Here is a 21376-nt window from a genome sequence, read left to right on the forward strand (position 1 = left end):
GTCCTCTCACTTCACCGGATCGATCCAGCCATTGGGCGGTCCGAACCCGGCCATGACGTCCGCGGGTCCCCATGTGAGCGGCTCGTAGAGGTGCGGCGGCGTGGTGTCGCCAAGCACCGGGCCGACGATGCGCCAGGCCAGTTCGCTGGCGTCCTGGCGGGTGAACAGCTGGCCGTTGCCGTTCATGGCATCACCGATCAACCGCTCGTAGGGCGGCATGTCGCTTTTGCTGTCGTCGAGCGCCGTCAGTTCGACCTGCTCGCCGATCATGTCGTCGCCCGGCGCCTTGCGCTGGGCTCCGATGGCGATCACCACCTGCGGGTCGATGCGGAAGCGGACGTAGTTCTGGTCGGCGGGCTTGATCGGGTCGAAGACATCGAGCGGCGGCCGCTTCAGCCGCACCACCACTTCGGTGACATGCACCGGCATGTTCTTGCCGGCGCGGATGAAAAACGGCACGTCCTGCCAACGCCAGGTGTCGACGAAGAAACGCACCGCCGCGAAGGTCTCGACCGGCGAGTTCGGCGCCACGCCGGGCTCAGCGAGGTAGCCGGTGAACTGGCCACGCACGACATCGTCTTTTGTCAGCGTCCTGATCGCGCGCAGCACCTGCACCTTCTCATCGATCAGATCGTCGGCGGAACGGCCGACAGGCGGCTCCATGGCAAGCAGAAGCAGGATGTTGAGCAGATGGTTCTCGATGACATCCCTGATGCAGCCGACATCGTCATAGAAGCGGCCACGTCCCTCGACGCCGAAATCCTCGGCCATGGTGATCTGCACGCTCTCGACGTAGTTGCGGTTCCAGATCGGCTCGAGGAAGGAATTGGCGAAGCGGAAATAGAGCAGGTTCTGGATCGCTTCCTTGCCCAGATAATGGTCGATACGGAAGATCGACTGTTCGTCGAACACCAGATGCAGGACGCGGTTCAGCCAGCGCGCCGATTGCAGGTCGTGGCCGAACGGCTTTTCCACCATCAGTCGCGCGCCATGCGCGGTGCCTGATTGCTCCAGCCCCTGGACGACGGTCTCGAACATGGTCGGCGGCACCGCCATGTAGTGCAGCGGCCGCTGTGCGGTGCCGAGCGCGCTCTTCAGTTTCTCGAACGTCGCTCCATCGCGGTAGTCACCGCTGACGTAGCGCAGCAGCGAGGCGAATTTGGCGAACGCTTTCTCGTCGATCTTGCCGAGCGCATTGACGATGCCGTCACGGGCGCGCGCCTGCAACTGCTTGAGGTCCCAGGCATCGAAGGCGACGCCGATCACCGGTTCGGTGAGCGTGCCCTTGGCGACCATCTGGTAAAGGGCTGGAAATATCTTCTTGTGGGCGAGGTCGCCGGTTGCCCCGAAGAGCACCAGCGTGTCGGATCGTTCCTGGCTCATGCGCGTGTCTTTCCCCGTGTCGTCACTTGCCGGCCTTCGGCTTCTCGACATGGCCGCCAAAGGCATAGCGCATGGCGGAGAGCAGCTTGTCGGCGAATTCGGATTCGCCCTGCGAGGAGAAGCGGTCGAACAGCGCCGAGGACAGCACCGGAGCCGGCACGCCGGTGTCGATAGCCGCCTTCAGCGTCCAGCGGCCTTCGCCGGAATCCGAGACGCGGCCGCCGAAATTCACCAGGCCCGGATCGCTTTTCAAGGCGCCGGCCGTCAGGTCGAGCAGCCAGGAGCCGATAACGCTGCCATGCCGCCAGACCTCGGCCACCTGCGGAAGGTCGATGTCGAACTGATAATATTGCGGGTTTTCCAGCGGACTGGTCTCGGCGTCCGCCGTCCGTTGCCGCTTGCCGGCATTGGCCGACTTCAGGATGTTCATGCCTTCGGCATAGGCGGCCATGACGCCATATTCGATGCCGTTGTGCACCATCTTGACGAAGTGGCCGGCACCGCTCGGTCCGCAATGCAGATAGCCGAAGGGTGCAGTCCCGGCATCCGCAGGCGGATTGGAGCCGGCATCGGCGCCCGGCGCCAGCGTGGCGAAGATCGAATCGAGGTGTTGCACCGCCACGTCGGGGCCGCCGATCATCAGGCAGTAGCCACGTTCCAGGCCCCAGACGCCGCCACTGGTGCCGACATCGACAAGATGGATACCCTTGCCGGCCAGTTTCGCGGCCTGGTCGACGGCGTCGTGGTAATAGGAATTGCCGCCGTCGATGACGATGTCGCCGGGCTCCATCAGGGCCGCCACCTGGTCGATGATCCTGCCGGTGATCGCCGCCGGCAGCATCAGCCACACACAGCGCGGCTTGGCCAGCTTGCCGACGAATTCTTCCATCGAGGCCGCCCCTGACGCGCCGTCGGTCACCAGGGCGGCGACGCTGGCCGGGTTGATGTCGTAGACGACGCATTCGTGGCCGTCGCGCATCAGGCGCCGGACCATGTTGGCGCCCATCCGGCCCAGTCCCATCATTCCGATCTGCATGGTTTCGTCCCTGTTTCCTAAGAGATTTGCGGGGTTATCGAGGGAAGGTCTACTGGCTGCCCTGCTCGCCTGATATGACGGAGAAGTCGACATTCTCCCAATCGCCGGTTGCGGGCCAGAAAAAAGTGAAGATCAGCGTGCTTCCCTCGGAGAGGCTTGCCGCAGGCAGATCGGCAAGATGGATGCCGAAGGCGTTCTCCACCGTCTGGCTGTCATGGGCGGTTGCCCAGTTGTCGGTGCTCCAGTGGACTGTAGCCGGGTCCAACACTTCGACACGCAGCGTCTTGCCCTCCGGCATGGTGCGGATCTTGTTGTTGAACCGCCAGGTTCTGAACGGCGATACGGTCTTGTCCTCGATATAGCGCTTGACGCCTTGCGGCGGCATGTCGAAGACCGCGCCGTCGCGCAGCGAGCGCAGCAGCTTGATATGCTCCGAATGCGCCCAGACCAGCGGCATGGCGCTGCCCGAGGGGCGGCCGTGCAGCAGTTCGCGTTCCGGCAGATCGGCGCCGTCCCAGACCTGCTCCGGCAACAGGCCGCCCGATCCGGCCGAGCCTTCCAGCGCTGCCAGCAGGCTGGCTGCCTTTTCCTCGTGTCCAGCCGCCAGCTCATAGTGGGCGCGTTCGCCGGCCAGCAGCGGCCAGGGGCGACCCTGGCCGGTGCCATCGAAGGGTGCGCCGTCTTCGTGCTCGCCCTAGCCGTCACCATTGTAGCGATACCAGAGCGGCCCTTGCGGCAGATCGCAGCGCAATTGCGCGTCGATGACCTTGACCGTGTCTGCCATGCGCGGATCGTCGGCTGCCCGCAGACCGAAGCGGACAAGTGCCAGCGCATCCGGGCTGACGATCTCCTTGGCGGGCCGATCCGTGTCGCCGGGCGGCCGGTTCTTGATCGGGACATAGCCGTCCTTCGGCGAACCGGCCTCGGCGCTATCGGGCGACGCGATGCGGACATAGTAACCGTCGACGCCGACTTGACTGCAGGTCGCCGTGCCGGTGACGTATGTCCAGCGCTCGACCTGATCGTTCCAGACGTCTGATGTCTCGCGCAGATAGGTCGCGGCGTCTGTCTTGCCGCAGGCGTCGAGCAGGTCTGCCGCGGCAAGCATTGCGGCGATTTCGACCGCCAGCGTGAACGGGCTGTAGCCGGCATCCTCTTCCCAGCGGTCCTCGGCGGTGACGGGTCCGTTGCGCACGACATAGCCGGCGGCGCGCTCGATCATCGGCAGGAAGGTCATGAGCCTGGCGCGCGGCAAATGGCCGGCGCGGCGCAAAGCATCGGCCAGCAGCAGCGGAAAGGCGCATTCGTCCATCTGGATGCCGGGCCAATAGGCCGATCCGTCGAGCCAGGCGTTCTGCGGCCAATGGCCGTCCGGCTGCTGGATGGAGCTGAGGTAATCGAGGATTTGCAGAGCCGAGGCAGCATCGCCGGCAGCAAGAAAGCCGCCCGCCGTCTCGACCAGATCGCGCGGCCAGACCAGATGGTAGCCGCCGAGGTCGTCGTCACCCTTGTTGAAGCCCCACGGGATCGACAGGCTGGCGACCGCGGCGCCCGGTGTGGCGATCGACCGGTGCGTCGCCAGTACCGCCGTCGAGATGCGATAGAAGTTGATCCCGGGCACCGCGTGCCGGTCCAGCGGCAGCAAGCCCTTTTGCCAATTGCGCCAGTTCTGGAGGTAGGATTTCGCCGCGGGTTCAGAACCCTGCTTCAGGCTGGCGAAAGCATGTTCCGCCGCCTCGTCCGGCGTCGCTCCAAACCCCAGCGCCAGCAAGGCCTTGGTCTCGGTGGCGGAAAAGCCGATCTCGCCCGTCAGCGCGACATTGCCGTCCTCGGCCCGCTGGCAAGCCCGATCGAGTTCTCCGGTGTTGTGGAGTTGCTGCCAACCGTCGGAAAAGCCGACATAGCCGGCCGAACCGGTTCGCCAGGGCAGCGACGAGGCCAGAGCCAGGCAAGAGCCGCGTCCCGAGGCGAACAGCACGGGCTTTCCCTCGTGCTCGCCGAACCATGCGGTGTTGCCCATGCCGGCATTGACCAGATGCGGCGCCAGAAGCGCGTAGACGCGGTAGTCACCGGGCACCCCTTTCAGCGCCGTGAAGGTGATTTCCTGCAGCAGCGCCGGGCGCGCCGGGTCGGCGAGGATGCGCTTCTCGATCCGCCAGGCGCCGTCGCTCGTCGTATTGACCAGCCGGTAGGCGGGCACGCCGTCCTCGAACGGTTCGATCGTATGCACGGCATCGCGTTTCTCTTCCGAAAAATAGCCGCCGGGGCCGGTGACGATCAAGCCGAGGTCGCGGGTGCAGGCGCTGTCGACGCGCGGATAGTAGACTTCGTTGAGGATGCCGTGGCTGATCGTGAACCAGATCCGGCCGGCCGGCGAAAGCGACGTTCCGACGCCACTCTTGGCGCTTGATGTCCAGCGCGCCGGGATTCCCGGGGCGCCCGGAGCAACGTTTTGCGTCACTGGCATTCTGTTTCGGTCTCCTGGCCTCCTCCCTAGACCAGGACGCGAACCCTTTACAATCATTGCACCGCAAGTTGATCGGGCGGGCCAACGGCAGGGCAACGAATTCGGGCTGACGGGTTTCTTCGGAGCCTTCGCCCGCGCATTGACTGACGGAGCATCAAACGAAAAACCCGCCTGTGCGGCGGGTCATAGGCGCAAATCAGCACCATGGACAAAAATGTACCATAGCTGAGGGCACCGAGTCAAGAAAAAATTCCTATTACCGCCACAAGGCTGCCGACACCGCCGAGCTGTCGTCAGCTCTTTGTCAAGCTGAGTGCGGGGCCCTATGGCCAACGGGTCGTCGTTGACAGCGGCGGCGGCATGCGTCCACTATTTCGCGGCACGGGAGGATCGTGAAAACAATGGCGGAAGTGTCCCTGGTCCTGATCGACCGGCTGCTGGCGATATCGCGGGCGCTTGGCGGCCATATCGATCCCGGCACGGCGTTCCGCGCGACAGCCATCGAGATCGGCTCGCTCATTCCGCACGATCACATGGATCTGGCGGTGCTGTCGCATGACGGCCGCCGGCACGCCTGTTACGAAGCCGGCTTCCACACCAGCTGGAGCGAGCTTGCCCAGCATCCGCTGCCGACCGAAGTCAGCCCGATCCGCTCGGTGCTGTGGGGCGAAGTCCCCTATCTGCTCGCCGACGACGCGTTGAGCGACGAGCGGTTCCATTTCGCCACCGCTATCGACGGCCCGATCTTCGCCGCCAGGCTGCGCAGCCGCATCGTCGTGCCGCTCAGGGCGCGCGGCGGCATCATTGGCGCGCTCAACATCAGCCGGCACGAGGTCGACTGCTACACGCTTGCCGATGTCGCGGTCGCCCAGCAATGCGCGGACCTGATCGCGCCCTACATCTTCGCGCTGATCCAGACCGAGGAGGCGCGCCGCGCCATGCTGGCCGAGAGCGAGGCGCGCAACCGTGTCGAACTGCTGCGCGTCGGCGCCTCGCAATTGACCGAAGGCATGGAGCGCGAACGGCGGCGCATGGCCATGGATCTGCACGACCAGACGCTTGCCGATCTCGCCCGCATCGCGCGCCAGCTTTCGGCGCTTCGCGGCCAGGGCGTGGCGCGGGCAGCACAGCTTGCCGATCTCGAAAAGGAGGTCGCCGGCTGCCTGACGGAACTGCGCCACATCGTCGACGACATGCGGCCGAGTGTGCTCGAACTGTTCGGCCTGCGCGACGCGGTCGAGGCGCATCTCAACCGCAGCGTCGCCAGGGCCAAGCCGCCGATCGCCGTGCGCATCGCCGACACCAGCGACGGTGGCGCCGACAGCCTGTCCGAGCCAGTGCGGACCGCGCTCTACCGGATCGTGCAGGAAGCGATCAACAATGCCGTGCGCCATGCCGCGCCGCACCGCATCGACGTGCTGCTGGCGTCGACCGCGAGCGTGCTGCGGGTGATCGTGACGGATGACGGCCAGGGCTGCGGCGCTGTTGATCCGGCCGCGTATGGCGGCATCGGCCATATGCACACGCGGGCAGCCCTTATCGGGGCGCGGCTGCGTATCGGCCAGGCCGGCCGCAAGAACGGCGGCACCCGTGTCGTCGTCGAGATCGACCGCCAGCCGTCGCGAGACCTGGCGGCGGCTGCAGCGGTTCCTGGCGAGCTCGCCGTATCGGAGGCCATGTGATGCTTGTGATGATAGCCGAGAATGACGGGCTGCACCGTAGCTTCGCGCGGCGAACGGTGGAGCAGTTGTGGCCCGGCGACGTCGAGGTCATCGAAGCGAGTGACGGCGAGGACGCCATCAACCTGGCGGCCGAACGCGAGCCACTGCATGTCGTGCTCGATTTGCAGATGCCGAAGGCGACGGGAATCGAAGTTGCCAAGGCGATCTGGAACCGCCGCGCCGGCACGCACATCCTGTTCTGGTCGAATTTCGCCGACGAAGCCTATGTGCGCGGCGTGGCGCGCATCGTGCCGCCCGGCTCGGTCTACGGCTATGTGCTCAAATCGGCGACGGAGGAGGGCATGCGGTCCGCCCTGCGCGGGGTTTTCCGCGAAGGCCACTGCATCATCGACCGCGAGATCCGCGGCATCCAGCACCGCGTGCAGGACAAGTTCGAGGGCATCACCGACGGCGAATATGAGAGCCTTATCGACATCGCGCTCGGCCTGACCGACCGGGCGATCGCGGCGCGGCGCGGCCTGTCGATCCGTGGTGCGCAGAGCCGCATCAAGCACTGCTACGACAAGCTCGGCATCGTGCCGGCGGAGGACGGCGCCGGCGATGCTTCCGTGTTCAACTCGCGGACGCGGGCGATCTATCTCGCCATGGCGCGTGGCCTGATCAACATCGACGCACTGCGCCGCGAACAGGACCGGCTCGATGCCTGGCTGGCGGAGCACTGAAACAGCGGCGGCCACGCCCCGGAACTTCGGAAGGTCCGGCGCATTGCTAGTGAACGCCAACTCGATGCCTGCGGACCCGAAGTGCGACCCTCAATCACAGATTCATGGCACCTGGTGCGTGAAAGCATAGTCGGCTTCATCAACGATAATGCGCTTAGTCATGGTGCGGCGATGGCTTTCTATGCCACCACCTCGCTGGCGCCGATCTTGCTGATCGTGGTTGCGATTGCTGGTCTCGTCTTCGGCCACGATGCCGCACAATTGGCCTTGTCCGCGCAGATATCAGGGCTGATGGGACCGGAAAGCGCCGATCTCCTGAAGACTGCGCTGGAAAGTGCATCCGACAGTCTGTACGGCACCTGGGCCGCGATCATAGGGCTGGTCACCTTGCTGGTGGCCGCGTCTGGTGTCTTCGGCGAAATGCAGCAGTCGTTGAACACAATCTGGAAGATCGAACCGCAAGGCAACTCCCTGTCGCGTCTGGTGCGGGCGCGGGCCGCCAGTCTGGGGTTGGTGGCCGCACTCGGGTTCCTGTTGCTGGTCTCTCTCATCGCAAGCGCCGCGATTTCGGCACTGGGCGCTTTCATCAACGCCTATCTGCCGTTCGGAACGATCATACTCAGCGGGATCAATGGCGTCGTTTCGTTTGCGCTTATCTCCGTGATGTTTGCCGCCATTTACAAAGTTTTGCCGGATCGAACCCTGGAATGGCGCGATGTGGCAATTGGCGCTGTCGGGACCGCGGCCCTGTTCACATTGGGAAAATCGCTTATCGGCTGGTACATCGGCACCAGCGCGATTGCGTCCTCGTATGGCGCCGCCGGCGGCCTGCTCGTCATATTGCTCTGGGTTTACTACTCGTCGGAAATTTTCCTCCTCGGTGCCGAGTTCACGCGGGCCTATTCCGTTCGGCACGGCAGCCGGTCCGATCTGAACACCTTGGTTCACAGCCCTCAACCCACGCAGCAAGACCCATTTCGCGCAGGGCAAAAATCCAACGCTGCCGGCGTGGTCGTGCTTGTGGCCGTAGCTTGCGCGAGCGCAACCCTGACCGCGCTTTTGCGGCGTGTTCGCCGGCCCTGATCTGGCGTCGCCCTATTCTATGCTCGATAGGCAGGGCCGACTGTGCAAACGCACAGTCAGCCCTGCGCTTTGACCCGTATCGGCTCGTCGGGACCGCGCCTACGCTCTGCTCCAACAAGAAGACTGTATCGGGAAGCGCTCATGCCATTCGTCACCATGCGGAGTAGCACGGCTGTTCGCGCCGGGAGCCGATGATGTCGGTGTCGGCGCGTGCGCGCCATTCCGGCTTCGACGATGTCGTCGGCGATGCGACCATTGAGACGCTGGCGAGCGGCTTCGGCTTCCTCGAAGGGCCGGTCTGGCACCCCTACGAAAAATGGCTGGTCTTCTCCGACATTCCGGAAAGCCGGATGTATCGCCGCAATGCCGAGGGCGAGATCGAGCTGTTCCGCGCGCCGAGCCACAAGGCCAATGGCAACACGCTGGACCGCCAGGGGCGGCTGGTCACCTGCGAGCATGCGACGAGCCGGGTGATCCGCGCCGAGCCCAACGGCAGCGCGACGGTGCTTGCCACGCACCATCAGGGCAAGCAGCTCAACAGCCCGAACGACATCGTCGTCGCCACCGGCGGATCTATCTACTTCACCGATCCGGGCTATGGCCGGAAGGAATTCTATGGCGTGCCACGCCCGCAGGACCTGCCGTTCCAGGGCGTCTACCGCATCGATGGCGACGGCGCCCGGCTGACATTGCTGGCCGACGATTTCGGGCAGCCGAACGGGCTGTGCTTTTCGCTGGACGAGTCGCGGCTGTTCATCAACGACACCGAACGCGGGCACATCAGGGTGTTCGGCGTGGAAGCCAATGGCGACCTCAATGGCGGCGCGGTGTGGGCAGTAACCGAGGGCGAGGGGCCGGGAGCGCCCGACGGCATGAAGATCGACAGCCGCGGCAATCTCTACTGCACCGGCCCGGGCGGCATCCACATTTTCGACGCGTCGGGCGCCATTCTTGGCGTCATCCGGGCGCCTGAAGATTGCGCGAATTTCACCTTCGGTGACGACGATTTGCAAAGCCTCTACATTACCGCGTCGACGTCGCTGTACCGGCTCAGGGTGCGCGTGCCGGGATTGAGACTGTTTTGAGCTCGCGACAATCCGTGCTCAAATCAGAGTTGAGGCCGGGGTCAAAGCCGGTGGGAATGCAGCAGTCAACACATCTGGGAGGATAACGACATGAAGAAACTGTTCGTTCTGGGCGCTCTGGCCGCAATGCTCGCCTCGGGCACGGCGCTGGCCGACACCAGTGGCAAGAAGATCGCTTTTTCCAACAATTATGCCGGCAATTCCTGGCGGCAGGCGATGCTCGACAGCTATGGCATCGTCACCAAGAAGGCGGTCGCCGACAAGATCGTCGGCGCGGCCGACATCTTCACCACCGCCGACAAGGAGGTGCCGACGCAGGCAGCACAGGTGCAGAACCTGATCCTGCAGGGCTATGACGCGATCGTCATCAACGCCGCCTCGCCGGATGCGCTCAACGGCGCCATCAAACAGGCTTGCGATGCCGGCATCGTCGTCGTCTCCTTCGACGGCACGGTGACCGAGCCTTGCGCCTACCGCGTCGTCGTCGACTTCAAGGACATGGGCAAGCAGGAAGTCGAGCAGATGGCCAAATTCCAGCCCAAGGGCGGCAATCTTCTGGAAATCCGTGGGCTTGCCGGGACCTCGATCGACGATGCCATCCATGCCGGCATCCTCGAAGGCGTCGCCGCCCATCCCGAGTTCAAGATCGTCGGTTCGGTGACCGGCGACTGGGACCAGACGACGGCGCAAAAGGCGGTGGCGACCATCCTGCCGTCGCTGCCCGACATCGTCGGCGTCGTCGACCAGGGCGGTGACGGTTACGGTGCGGCCCAGGCCTTCGCCGCCGCCGGCAAGCCGCGTCCGACCATCATCATGGGCAACCGCCAGGACGAGCTGCAGTGGTGGAAGGAACAGAAGGACAAGGACGGCTACCAGACCTGGTCGGCCTCGATCGCGCCCGGCGTCTCGTCGCTCGCCTTCTGGGTGGCGCAGCAGGTGCTCGACGGCCGCACCGACATTCCGCACGATCTGCTGGTGCCGTACCTGGCCTTCACACAGGACGATTTCGAGGCCGAGCTGCCGAAGATCCCCAAGGGCGGCGTCGCCAGCCACGAATACACGCAGGAAGACGCGATCGCGGCCATTAAAGCCAACATCAAGTGAGCATAACGGCAGCGTTGCCGTCCGTATCGCCGAGCGGATATCGTTGAGCATGCCTGAAGGGAACGCTGACATCATCAGACTGAACGGCGCCGAAAAGCATTTCGGCGCCGTTCGCGCACTGGGCGGCGTCGATTTTCACGTCGGTCCCGGCGAGTGCGTCGGTCTTGTCGGCCATAATGGCGCCGGCAAATCGACGCTGATGCACATGGTGGCGGGCACGCTGGTGCCCGACAGCGGGCAGATCGGCGTGCATGGCGACACCGAGGACAATTACTCGGTGGCACGGGCGCAGCAACTCGGCATACGCTGCGTGTTCCAGGAATTGTCGCTGTGCCCCAATCTCAGCGTCGCCGAGAACACGCGCATCAACCACGCTTCGCTGCGTGGCTTCGGCTGGCGGCGCAAGGCGGCCGAGCTGATCGCCGCCAAGCTCGACGAGATATTTCCGGGCCACAGCATCTCGGCGTCCGACATTGTCGGCGACCTGTCGATCGGCCGACGCCAGATGGTGGAGGTGGCGCGCGCCTTCACCGTCACCCAGGATCGTCTCGACCTCGTCATCCTCGACGAGCCGACCTCGTCGCTCGACGCGCATACGGCGGGCCAATTGCTGGCCTTCGTGCGCCGTTTCGTTGCCGGCGGCAAAAGCTGCATCCTGATCTCGCATGTGCTGGGCGAGGTGCTGCGCAACGCCGACCGCATCGTGGTGATGCGCGACGGCAAGGTGGTTGTCGCCGACGCCGCCAGTGCCTTCGACCGCGACCGGCTGGTGACGGCGATGGGCGGCGCGGAAGCGCGCCAGAAGATCGCGGCGCAAATCGCTGCCGCCAAGCCCGGCGCCAGTCCGCTGCGGGTTCGGGCGCGGCCCGCCGCGCAGAAGGACGGCACCGACCTTGTCGCCTGTGCCGGGGAGATCATCGGCCTTGCCGGGCTGGCTGGCCACGGCCAGACTGACCTGCTGCTGACGATCTTCGCTGCGGCGTCGCGGGCCCGAACCGGCATCGAGGTGACGGCACCGGTGGCGCTGGTCGCCGGCGACCGCCAGTCGGACGGCATTTTCCCGCAATGGTCGATTGCTGAGAATATCGGCATCCGCTCGCTGGCGCGGCTGCGCAGCGGGCTGTTGATCTCGCCGCAGCGCGAGGCGGAGCTTGCTGCATTCTGGCAAAAGAAGATCGGCATCCGCACGCCGGATATGAACAACAACATCTTTTCACTGTCGGGCGGCAACCAGCAGAAGGCGCTGTTTGCGCGTGCGCTCGGCTCGGACGCGCAGATCGTGCTGATGGACGACCCGATGCGCGGCGTCGACATCGGCACCAAGCTGGAGGTCTACGACCTCGTGCGCGAAGAGGCCGCCCGAGGCCGCACCTTCCTCTGGTACACCACGGAAACCGAAGAGCTCGACAATTGCGACCACATCTATGTCTTCAAGAACGGCCGCATCGTCGCCAATCTGCGCCGCGACGAACTGACGGAAGAGAAGATCATCCAGTCTTCCTTCGGCGATGCGGCCTGAGATGACGACCGCCAGCCTCGACACCGCTGCCAGGACATCCGCCGAACGTGGCGCGCTGGCCCGTGCCCGCCTGCTGCGCGGGCTGCTGCCGGCGCTGTCGCTGGCGCTGGTGCTGCTCGCCATCGCCTGGCTCAACCCGCGCGCCATCAGCTATTTCGGCTTCAGCCTGATGCTGAACCTGGCGATCCCGATCGCGCTGGCGACCATCGCGCAGATGTTCGTCATCGCCGGAAACGAGCTCGACCTGTCGATAGGCACCTTTGTCGGCTTCGTCGGCTGCGTCACGGCGACCTGGCTGAAGGACGCGCCGCTCATCGGTGCCGTCATCCTGCTTGGATCGATCGGCGTCTATGCGCTGCTCGGCGCGCTGATCCATCTGCGCAATCTGCCGTCCATCGTGGTGACGCTCGGCATGAGCTTCGTCTGGCAGGGGCTCGCGATTCTCGTTTTGCCCAAACCGGGCGGCAAGGCGCCGGACTGGCTGCTCGGGCTGATGGCGTTCAAGCCGCCTTTCGTGCCCTTTCCGATCATCGCGGCGCTGCTGATCGGCCTCATCGTCCATTTTGGCCTGATGCGCACCTCCTATGGCGTGATCCTGCGCGGCTCCGGCGGCAATCCGGCGGCACTCGGGCGCGCCGGCTGGTCGCTGCTCAAGACCAAGATCGTGCTGTTTGCGCTCGCCGGCCTGTTCGGCGTGCTGTCCGGCATGGCGCTGATCGGCATCACCACCTCGGCCGATGCCAATATCGGCAATGGCTATACGCTGCTGGCGATCGCCGGCGTCATCCTCGGCGGAGGCGAATTCGTCGGCGGCCGCGTATCGCCGATAGGTGCTGTGATCGGCGCGCTGACGCTGGCGCTGGCTGCCTCGCCGCTGCTCACCTTCATGCACATCCCGCCCGACTGGCAGGTGGCCGCCAACGGCGCCATCCTGATCATCGTGCTGGCGGCGCGGGTGCTGATCAGCCGCAGGGAGAGGTGAGCGATGGCCTCGGTGAAATCGCTGCTCACCAAACCCTGGATCTGGTCGTTCATTGGCGCCGTGCTTGTCTGGCTGGCGACGATCGCCTTCACCGGCGGCTATGGCGCCGGCGGCATGGTGACGGCGGCCCTGTCGCTGGCGGTGTTCACCGTCATTGTTGGCGTCGGCCAGATGTTCGTCATCACACTGGGCCCGGGCAATGTCGACCTGTCGCTGCCGGCCAATATCGGCCTTGCCAGTGCCGTCGCGATGAAGGTGATGGACGGCAACGATTCCATGATCGCGGTCGGGCTGCTGGCGGCGCTTGCCTGCGGGGCGGCGATCGGCGCCGTCAACTATCTGCTGATCTGGGCGCTGCGCATCCCGCCGATCATCGCCACTTTGTCGGCCAGCTTCATCATCCAGTCGATCGACATCAGCTACGGCCGCGGGCTGCAGATCAAGCCGCCGCCGGGCTTCGCCGATTTCGCCAACTGGCAGGTACTGGGCGTTCCGGTGCTGGCGATCCTCACCGTGCTGTTCACCATCGGGGCGGCCATCGCCCTGCAGCGTATGATCTATGGCCGCTCGGTGCTGGCGATCGGCCAGAACATTCGCGCCGCCTGGCTCGCCGGCGTCAATGTCGGCCGCATCCGCTTCCTCACCTACACGCTATCGGGTGCGCTCGGCGGCATCGACGGCGCGTTGCTCGCCGGCTATTTCCGCGGCGCCAATGTCGATATCGGCAATGAATATCTGCTGGCCTCGATCGCCGTCGTCGTCATCGGCGGCACGTCGGTCGCCGGCGGCAAGGCCAATGTGCCCGGCGTCTGGGGCGCGGCGCTGTTCCTGGTGCTGCTTTTGACCATGCTCAACACGTTTGGGGTGAGTGCCGGGGTGCGATTGCTGCTCACGGGGCTGATCATTGTCGGGGTGATCACGGCGGCGGGCGGGCAGAAAGCGCCGCGGTAGCGGGAACAAGACGCCGACGCTGGCGGGACAGCACCCCCCTCTGGCCTGCCGGCCATCTCCCCCGCAAGGAGGGAGATCGGCAGCTTCGCCGTTTCGCCCGCCCTCCAGCGTTGAAAATTGACGAAGGCCGTCGTGACGTCCAATCTCCCCCCTTGCGGGGGAGATGCCCGGCAGGGCAGAGGGGGGTGTGAAGGATCTCTACTTCGGCGATGATGGCGGCCGGGCACCTCGAGCCGCTAATCATTGTGCCAGGCCTCCCTCTGGTTTCCATCCACGTCATAGCGCTGTAAATCCAATCGCGCGGCTGCAGGCCGTTCACCATTGTCCGGAGGTTTGCGTGTCCGATTTTGTGAAGGTCAGCCGCGACGGCGACGTCGCCGTCGTCACTATCGACAACCCGCCGGTCAACGCGCTGAGCTTTCATGTCCGCGAACCGCTGATGCAGGCGCTGGTTGAGCTGCGGGATGATGCTTCGGTTGCCGCCATCGTCATTGCATGCGCCGGCCGGACCTTTGTCGCCGGCGCCGACATCACCGAATTCGGCAAGCCGATGCAGCAGCCCGAGCTGCGCGCCATCGTGGCGACGCTGGAGACCATCGCCAAGCCGACGGTCGCCGCCATCCACGGCACCGCGCTCGGCGGCGGGCTGGAGCTGGCGCTCGGCTGCCATTTCCGCGTCGCCGATGCCGGCGCCAAGCTCGGCCTGCCGGAGGTCAAGCTCGGCCTGCTGCCGGGCGGTGGCGGCACGGTGCGGTTGCCGCGCCTGGTCGGCGCGCTGAAGGCCTTGAAGATGGTCGTTTCCGGTTCACCGGTCGGTGCGACCGAGGCGCATGCCGCCGGTCTGGTCGATGCCGTCTTCGAAGGCGGTCTGACCACGCATGCCGTGAACTTCGCCAGGGAAATAGCCCGCAAGGGTGGTCCCTTTACGCCGGTGCGTGATCGCAATGAGGGGCTCAAGGAGACCGACCTCGCGGCTTTCGACGCCGAGGCTGCGGATCTTGCCAGGAAAGCGCGCGGGCTCGAGGCGCCGATCGCCTGTGCGCTGTCGGTGCGCAATGCCGTCATGCTGCCCTTCGATGCGGCGCTGGCGGCGGAGCGTGCGCTGTTCGTCAAGCTGGTCGCCAGCGACCAGTCGCGGGCGCAGCGCCATGTGTTCTTCGCCGAACGTGAGGCGGCAAAGCTTCCCGGAAAAGACATCGTCAAGCGCAGGATCGCCCGCGTCGGCGTCATCGGCGCCGGTACGATGGGCGGCGGCATCGCCATGGCCTTCGCCAATGGCGGCTACCCCGTCACCATGCTGGAAACCAGCCATGAGGCGCTGCAGCGCGGGCTGGCGACCATCGACAAGAACTACTCGGTGTCCGTCACGCGCGGCTCGCTGACGGCAGATGCCAAGCGCGAGCGCCTCGCCCTGTTCAAGGGCTCCACCGACTATGCCGATCTCGCCGATTGCGACCTGATCGTCGAGGCGGTGTTCGAAGACATGGCGGTCAAGAAGGAGGTGTTCGGCAAGCTCGATGCCGTGGCCAAACCGGGCGCGATCCTCGCCACCAACACCTCCTATCTCGACATCAACGAAATCGCCGCCTCGACCTCGCGGCCGCAGGATGTGCTCGGTCTGCATTTCTTCTCGCCGGCCAATGTCATGAAGCTCTTGGAGATCGTGCGTGCCGAGGTGACCGCGCCCGATGCGCTGGCCACCGTCGTCGATCTGGCGCGGCGGATCGGCAAGGTGGCGGTCGTCGTCGGCGTCTGCCACGGCTTCGTCGGCAATCGAATGCTGGCCGCGCGTGGCGCCGAATCCGAGGCGCTGCTGCTGGAAGGCGCGACACCCAGCCAGATCGACCAGGCATTCACCGATTTCGGCTGGCCGATGGGTCCGTTCCAGATGGGTGATCTCGCCGGCCTCGACATCGGCTGGCGCAACCGCAAGGCGCGCGGTCAGACGGCCGTCATCGCCGATACGCTGTGCGAACAAGGGCGTTTCGGCCAGAAGACCGGCTGGGGGTTCTATCTCTACGAGAACGGTTCGCGTACCCCGGCCCCGGATCCGGAGGTCGAGGTGCTGATCCGCGACAAGGCCGCCGAGAGGGGCATCGCGCCGCGTGCGATCAGTGCGGAAGAAATCATCGAGCGCACGCTTTACCCCCTGATCAACGAGGGCGCCAAGATCCTGGAGGAAGGCATAGCGGCCCGTGCGTCCGACATCGATGTCGTCTGGGTCAATGGCTACGGCTTTCCCGTGGGCAAGGGCGGACCGCTGTTCTGGGCTGGCCTTGAAGGCCCGGCCAGGATCATCGAGCGGCTCGAATACTGGCATCAGCGGACGGGCAAGGATGTGTTCAAGCCAGCGCCGTTGCTGAAGCGGATGGCCGAGACCGGATCGTGGGAAGCCGGCGGTTAGGGAGCCTGCCGGATCCGCGCGTCGATGATCTCGACGAAACGTGCGAACAGGCCGGCCTGCGACTTGATCTTGAGCTTGCGATAGATGTTGCGCCGATGGACCTTCACGGTGCCCGGCACGATGCGCATGGCCCTGGCGATCGATTCCGTCGAATGCCCTTGCAGCACCAGGTCAACGACATGCTTTTCGCGTGGCGTCAGCGACAGGCTTTGCCAGATATGGGCGCGGTCGAACTCGTTGACTGGAGCGGTCGTCTCGTCCTGCTGCGCCTCTGCCGGTTCGTCGGTCGGAAGGATAGGCCAGCGCAGCCTGGCGAAGCTGATCACCGCCGGCGCCATGTCGCGCAGCAACCTGGCATCGGCGGTGCCGAACGGGCCCGAGGCGCGCAGCCGCATCAGCGACAGCACCAGCGCATCCTTGCCCGGCAACGGCACGAAGAAGCCGACCTCCTCGGCCAGCCTGGTCTGGCTGTAGTAGGAGCGGAAATACTCGCTGGCATAGAAACGGTCCGGCGCCAGTTCGCGCATGCGCCAGAACCCTTCCTTGCGCTCGACCGCAGCGTGGTGGAACGGGTCGAGCAGATACGGCCCCTCCTGATAGAGCGCGACGAAGACGTGGCTTTCGGCCGGCGAGAAGGTTTCGAACAGCAGCGGCGGGCGCGCCGCGCCGCGATAGCCGAACACCACGCAGTGGTCGAAGCTGACATGGAGCCGCAGCCAATCGACCAGCGCATTGCCGAACAGGTCGCCGCTGGTCTCCCGCGTCGCCGCGACGAGTGTGGCGAGCTGGCTGTATTCGTCGCTGCGGGACAATCTATACCCCCTTAAACGAGAAAATAGATCAGATATACCACCTCAGAGGTATATACTAGCCGCCATTGGCTCTGGTAGCGTCCCGATATTGCCCTGTTGCTGGAGCCATCAGCCTTGACCGCAGTGCCCGACATCGAGTTTCGCGGCGTCACCAAGCGCTATGGCGCGGTGACCGCGGTCAGCGGCATCGATCTCGCTGTCCCGCCCTCCGCCTTTGTCGCCTTGCTTGGACCATCCGGCTGCGGCAAGACGACCTGCCTGCGCATGATTGGCGGTTTCGAACAGCCGAGCGAAGGCCAGGTGTTCATTCGCGGCCAGGACATGGCCGGCACGCCGCCCTACAGGCGGCCGGTCAACATGGTGTTCCAGCAATACGCGCTGTTTCCGCATCTCGATGTCGAGGACAACGTCGCCTACGGGCTGCGTCAGGCGCGGCCAAGGCTGTCGTCGCGCGAGATCGCTTCAAGGGCGGGCGAAGCGCTCGAAATGGTGCGGCTCGCCGGCTATGGCCGCCGCAAGATCCATGAACTGTCCGGTGGCCAGCAGCAGCGTGTCGCGCTGGCCCGTGCGCTGGTCAACAAGCCGGCCGTGCTGTTGCTCGACGAGCCACTGGCGGCGCTAGACAAGAAGCTCCGCACCGATATGCAGATCGAGCTGCAGAACCTGCAGCGCGAGATCGGTATCACCTTCGTGCTGGTCACCCACGACCAGGAGGAAGCGCTGTCGATGAGCGATTTCGTCTGCGTCATGAATGGCGGCCGCATCGTCCAGCTCGGACAGCCAAGCGAGATCTATGACGAACCGGCCGATTTGTTCGTCGCCGATTTCGTCGGCAAGACCAATCTCTTGAGCGGTACCGTCGCCGGACATTCGGGCGATCTGGTGGAGGTGGCGCTCGCGAATGGCACCGTCATTGCAGCGCGCAAACGAACCGCCTTGCAGCAGGGCGAGGCCGTGTCGGTCAGCCTGCGTCCTGAATCGCTCAGTCTCGGCGCTCAGACAGGCGGCCCATTCAAAGGCGTCGTCCGCAACCGGATCTTCCTGGGCTCGACGGCGGAATACGCGATCGAGGTCCAGGGCATCGGAACGCTGCTGGCCAAGGCCGATCACCTGATCGGCCACGGCAATCTCTTCAAGCCGGGTGAACCCGTCGCCATCGGCTTTGCCTCCGGAACGCCGCTGGCGTTTGCGGAGACCAAGAACAACGGGGCCAACCAGAGGGTAGATAAACATGTCGAAATCATATCGTGACGGACTGCCGATAAGCTCCGAGAAATTCGTCGACCAGTTGATGCGCCTCAAGCGCGGCTCGATCGGCCGCCGCGACTTCCTCGGCCTCACCGGCCTTGGCATTGCGACTGCGGTGATGGCGCGCGAGATCGGCATCATGCCGACACCGGCCTTTGCCGCGGAAAGCCTTGGCGACCGCATGTCGATCGCCACCTGGCCGAACTATCATGACCCGGCGACCTTCGAGAACTTCAAGAAGGACACCGGCGTCGCCGTCGAGGTCAATGTCTTCGGCTCCAATGAGGAGATGCTGGCCAAATTGCAGGCCGGCGCCTCGGGCTGGAGCCTGTTCGTACCGACCAACTACACGATCTCGACTTACAAGAAACTCGGCATCATCGAGCCGCTGGAGATGGCGAAACTGCCGAATTTCGATGGCTCGCAGGAGGATCCGCGGTTTACCGGGGAAGGCACGATCGAAGGGGTGACCTATGCGGTGCCGAAGAACTGGGGCACCACCGGCTTTGCCGTCAACACCAAGAAGCTGACCAAGCCGATGACCAGCTGGAAGGAGTTCTGGGACACTGCCATGGCGGAAGGCGACAGCCGCACCATGGTGCATGACTACCAGCTGACCACGATCGGCAATGCGCTGAAATATTACGGCTACTCGTTCAACTCGCTCAAGCAGGACGAACTGGCCAAGGCGGAGGAACTGCTGCTGAAGGTCAAGCCGCATCTGTTCGCGGTCTCCTCCGACTACCAGCCGGGCATGCGCGCCGGCGACGCCTGGATGACGATGTGCTGGACGAACGATGGCGCGCAGCTGCATCGCGACATTCCGGAGATCGCCTATGTGCTGGGCAAGGAAGGCGGCGAGATCTGGACCGATTTCTACGCCATTCCGAAGGATGCGCCGAACAAGCCGGCCGGCTACGCCCTGCTCAACTATCTGATGAATCCGCAGGTGGCGGTGAAGGAGCACCTGGCCAATGGTGCGCCGTCCACCGATGCGCGGGTCAACAAGCTGCTGCCCAAGGAAGTGCTCGACAATCCGATCCTCTATCCGGCGGCCGACCTGTTGACGCCGCTGGAATTCGGCGCGGCGGCAACGCTGACGGATCCCGGCCGCGCCGAATTGATGGCGCGCTTCAAGTCGGCCTGAGCGACGGCCTCGAATTCTTTTCGGATAAGTTGACCGGCGGGTTCATACCCGCCGGCACGGGGCAAATCTCTCCATGCACGGCAGCCGTCTTCGCAGGAATTTTCTGACCGCCATGCTGCTCGGTCCGGCGACCGCGTGGCTGGTGGTGTTTCTGGTGCTGCCATTCATCGCCATCGCCGTGTTCAGCGTCGGGGAGCGGGCGCCGGAAGGCGGCTATCAGGCGGCTTTTACCTTCGCGCAATATGCCAATCTTCCAGCGCGGGCGACCGCCTTCTGGAACACGATGGTGCTGGCGCCGATAGGGGCGCTCGCCTGTCTGCTCGTCGCTTATCCCGTTGCCTATTATCTCGCCTTGCGCGCACCGCAGCGCTGGCGGCTGATCCTGCTGGCGCTGGTCGTCATCCCGTTCTGGACCAGCCTCCTGATGCGGACCTATGCCTGGATGTATATCCTGGGCGGGCGCGGCATCCCGGCTCTGCTGTCCTATATCGGTTTCGAGGATATCAGGCTGATCAACACGCCGGGCGCGGTGCTGCTCGGCATCGTCTATGGCTACTTGCCGCTGATGATCCTGCCGATCTATGTCAGCCTCGAGCGGCTCGACCGCAGGCTGCTGGAAGCCTCCGCCGATCTCGGCGCGACGCCGCTCTCGACCTTCCTCGGCGTGACCCTGAAACTGTCGTTGCCGGGCGTGATGACCGGCTTCTCGCTGGTCATGATCCTGCTGCTGGGCGAATATCTGATCCCGACGCTGCTTGGCGGCGGCAAGGTGTTCTTTATCGGCAATGCGCTGGTCGACCTGTTCCTGCAATCGCGCAACTGGCCGTTCGGTTCGGCCATCGCGATCACGCTGGTGCTGGTTTCGGTGGTGGTGCTGATTGCCGCCAATCGCATTTCGACCCGGGTTTCGGGCGCCCGCCGGGTGGATCTGATCTGATGCGCACCTTCGTCATTGCCGTCTTCGCCTTCCTCTATCTGCCGATCGCCCTGGTCGTGCTGTTCTCCTTCAACGCCGGCCACCATGCCAGCGAGTTCACCGGCTTTTCGGTGCAATGGTACGGCAAGGCGCTGGCGAACCCGTTCCTGGTCGAAGCGCTGAAGAACAGCCTGTTCATCGCCACCACCAGCGCCTTGCTGGCGGCGTTCTGCGGCACTGCGGCGGCACTCGGCCTGGCGCGTGTCGGCATCAGAACACGCGCGGTCTTCGATGCGCTTCTGGGCGCCGCGATCGTCGTTCCGGGCGTCGTCATCGGCATTTCGACACTGGTCGCGCTCGTCCAGCTGTTCACGGTCGTCAATCCGTTCCTCGCCTCGATCTGGCCCGACGACCAGCCGCCGCGCCTGGCGCTCGGCTACGGCTCGATCATCGCAGCGCACGGCCTGTTCTCCATGGCGCTGGTGACGATGATCGTCGGCACGCGGCTAGGCAGCCTCGACCGCAATCTGGTCGAGGCGTCGAGCGATCTCTACGCCACGCCGTTGACGACGTTCCGCTCGATCGTGCTGCCGCAGATCATGCCGGCCATCGTTGCCGGCTTCCTGCTCGCCTTCACCTTTTCCTTCGACGATTTCATCATCGCCTTCTTCGTCGCCGGCGCGCAGACGACGCTGCCGATCTATGTCTTCGCGTCGATCCGGCGCGGCGTGACGCCGGAGATCAATGCCATCGCGACGATCGTGCTCGTCGCCTCCGTGCTGCTCGTGGTGCTTGCCCAATGGCAATTGCGCCGGCGCAAGCCGTCGAACTGAAA

General features: G+C 64.8%; 16 protein-coding genes and 1 pseudogene. 13 read left to right on the forward strand and 4 right to left on the reverse strand.

Features of this window, described 5'->3' with window-relative positions:
* Window positions 1–6: 6 nt before the first annotated feature.
* From zwf to NKH06_RS28060, 3 genes and pseudogenes are all read right to left on the reverse strand, one after another.
* Window positions 7–1383 (reverse strand): glucose-6-phosphate dehydrogenase, encoded by a 1377-nt coding sequence (gene zwf, locus NKH06_RS28050; RefSeq protein WP_023811218.1) that lies wholly within the window; start codon window positions 1381–1383, stop codon window positions 7–9.
* Between the two features lie 22 nt (window positions 1384–1405).
* Window positions 1406–2419: a phosphogluconate dehydrogenase (NAD(+)-dependent, decarboxylating) gene (gene gnd / locus NKH06_RS28055; protein WP_352894732.1), complete on the reverse strand. Its 1014-nt coding sequence runs from the start codon at window positions 2417–2419 to the stop codon at window positions 1406–1408.
* Between the two features lie 49 nt (window positions 2420–2468).
* Window positions 2469–4886: pseudogene (locus tag NKH06_RS28060) on the reverse strand (glucan 1,4-alpha-glucosidase).
* 401 nt (window positions 4887–5287) lie between these two features.
* Here NKH06_RS28060 and NKH06_RS28065 point away from each other — a divergent pair.
* The 9 genes from NKH06_RS28065 to NKH06_RS28105 all read left to right on the forward strand — a co-directional run bounded on the left by NKH06_RS28065 (window position 5288) and on the right by NKH06_RS28105 (window position 16418).
* Window positions 5288–6568, forward strand: coding sequence for a sensor histidine kinase (locus NKH06_RS28065; RefSeq protein ID WP_352797720.1), 1281 nt, complete (start codon window positions 5288–5290; stop codon window positions 6566–6568).
* Entirely contained in the window at window positions 6568–7290 is a 723-nt protein-coding gene (locus tag NKH06_RS28070; protein ID WP_127318792.1) for a response regulator transcription factor, read from the forward strand. Before NKH06_RS28065 ends, NKH06_RS28070 begins: the two co-directional genes overlap by 1 nt.
* A gap of 114 nt (window positions 7291–7404) precedes the next feature.
* A complete protein-coding gene (locus NKH06_RS28075; RefSeq protein ID WP_352750674.1) occupies window positions 7405–8373 on the forward strand; it encodes a YihY/virulence factor BrkB family protein in 969 nt (322 codons plus the stop codon).
* A gap of 191 nt (window positions 8374–8564) precedes the next feature.
* A complete protein-coding gene (locus tag NKH06_RS28080; RefSeq protein WP_352894734.1) occupies window positions 8565–9458 on the forward strand; it encodes an SMP-30/gluconolactonase/LRE family protein in 894 nt (297 codons plus the stop codon).
* Between the two features lie 90 nt (window positions 9459–9548).
* A complete protein-coding gene (locus tag NKH06_RS28085; RefSeq protein ID WP_352442103.1) occupies window positions 9549–10562 on the forward strand; it encodes an ABC transporter substrate-binding protein in 1014 nt (337 codons plus the stop codon).
* 49 nt (window positions 10563–10611) lie between these two features.
* On the forward strand, window positions 10612–12081 hold the full coding sequence (locus NKH06_RS28090; protein ID WP_352864659.1) for a sugar ABC transporter ATP-binding protein: 1470 nt from the start codon (window positions 10612–10614) through the stop codon (window positions 12079–12081).
* 1 nt (window position 12082) lies between these two features.
* On the forward strand, window positions 12083–13063 hold the full coding sequence (locus NKH06_RS28095; protein ID WP_352864662.1) for an ABC transporter permease: 981 nt from the start codon (window positions 12083–12085) through the stop codon (window positions 13061–13063).
* A 3-nt stretch (window positions 13064–13066) separates the two neighbouring features.
* Window positions 13067–14014 carry an ABC transporter permease gene (locus NKH06_RS28100; RefSeq protein ID WP_352864664.1) on the forward strand — a complete coding sequence of 316 codons (948 nt, stop codon included), beginning with the start codon at window positions 13067–13069 and terminating at the stop codon, window positions 14012–14014.
* A gap of 337 nt (window positions 14015–14351) precedes the next feature.
* Window positions 14352–16418: a 3-hydroxyacyl-CoA dehydrogenase NAD-binding domain-containing protein gene (locus NKH06_RS28105; protein WP_352894736.1), complete on the forward strand. Its 2067-nt coding sequence runs from the start codon at window positions 14352–14354 to the stop codon at window positions 16416–16418.
* Here the strand turns inward: NKH06_RS28105 and NKH06_RS28110 are convergent.
* Complete coding sequence (locus NKH06_RS28110) at window positions 16415–17230, reverse strand: helix-turn-helix transcriptional regulator (RefSeq protein ID WP_352555538.1); 816 nt, start codon at window positions 17228–17230, stop codon at window positions 16415–16417. The genes NKH06_RS28105 and NKH06_RS28110 overlap by 4 nt on opposite strands.
* Before the next feature lie 114 nt (window positions 17231–17344).
* Between NKH06_RS28110 and NKH06_RS28115 the strand changes: the two genes are divergently transcribed.
* From NKH06_RS28115 to NKH06_RS28130, 4 genes are all read left to right on the forward strand, one after another.
* Window positions 17345–18481, forward strand: a complete 1137-nt coding sequence (locus tag NKH06_RS28115) for an ABC transporter ATP-binding protein (protein WP_127296589.1) — start codon at window positions 17345–17347, stop codon at window positions 18479–18481.
* Entirely contained in the window at window positions 18462–19625 is a 1164-nt protein-coding gene (locus NKH06_RS28120) for an ABC transporter substrate-binding protein (protein ID WP_127296590.1), read from the forward strand. Before NKH06_RS28115 ends, NKH06_RS28120 begins: the two co-directional genes overlap by 20 nt.
* A gap of 73 nt (window positions 19626–19698) precedes the next feature.
* Window positions 19699–20562 (forward strand): ABC transporter permease, encoded by an 864-nt coding sequence (locus NKH06_RS28125; RefSeq protein WP_352750666.1) that lies wholly within the window; start codon window positions 19699–19701, stop codon window positions 20560–20562.
* Complete coding sequence (locus tag NKH06_RS28130; protein WP_128304128.1) at window positions 20562–21374, forward strand: ABC transporter permease; 813 nt, start codon at window positions 20562–20564, stop codon at window positions 21372–21374. Before NKH06_RS28125 ends, NKH06_RS28130 begins: the two co-directional genes overlap by 1 nt.
* The last annotated feature ends 2 nt before the right edge of the window (window positions 21375–21376 follow it).

This window comes from Mesorhizobium sp. M1342 (genome assembly GCF_040317955.1).
In the GTDB taxonomy this organism is placed as follows: Bacteria; Pseudomonadota; Alphaproteobacteria; order Rhizobiales; family Rhizobiaceae; genus Mesorhizobium.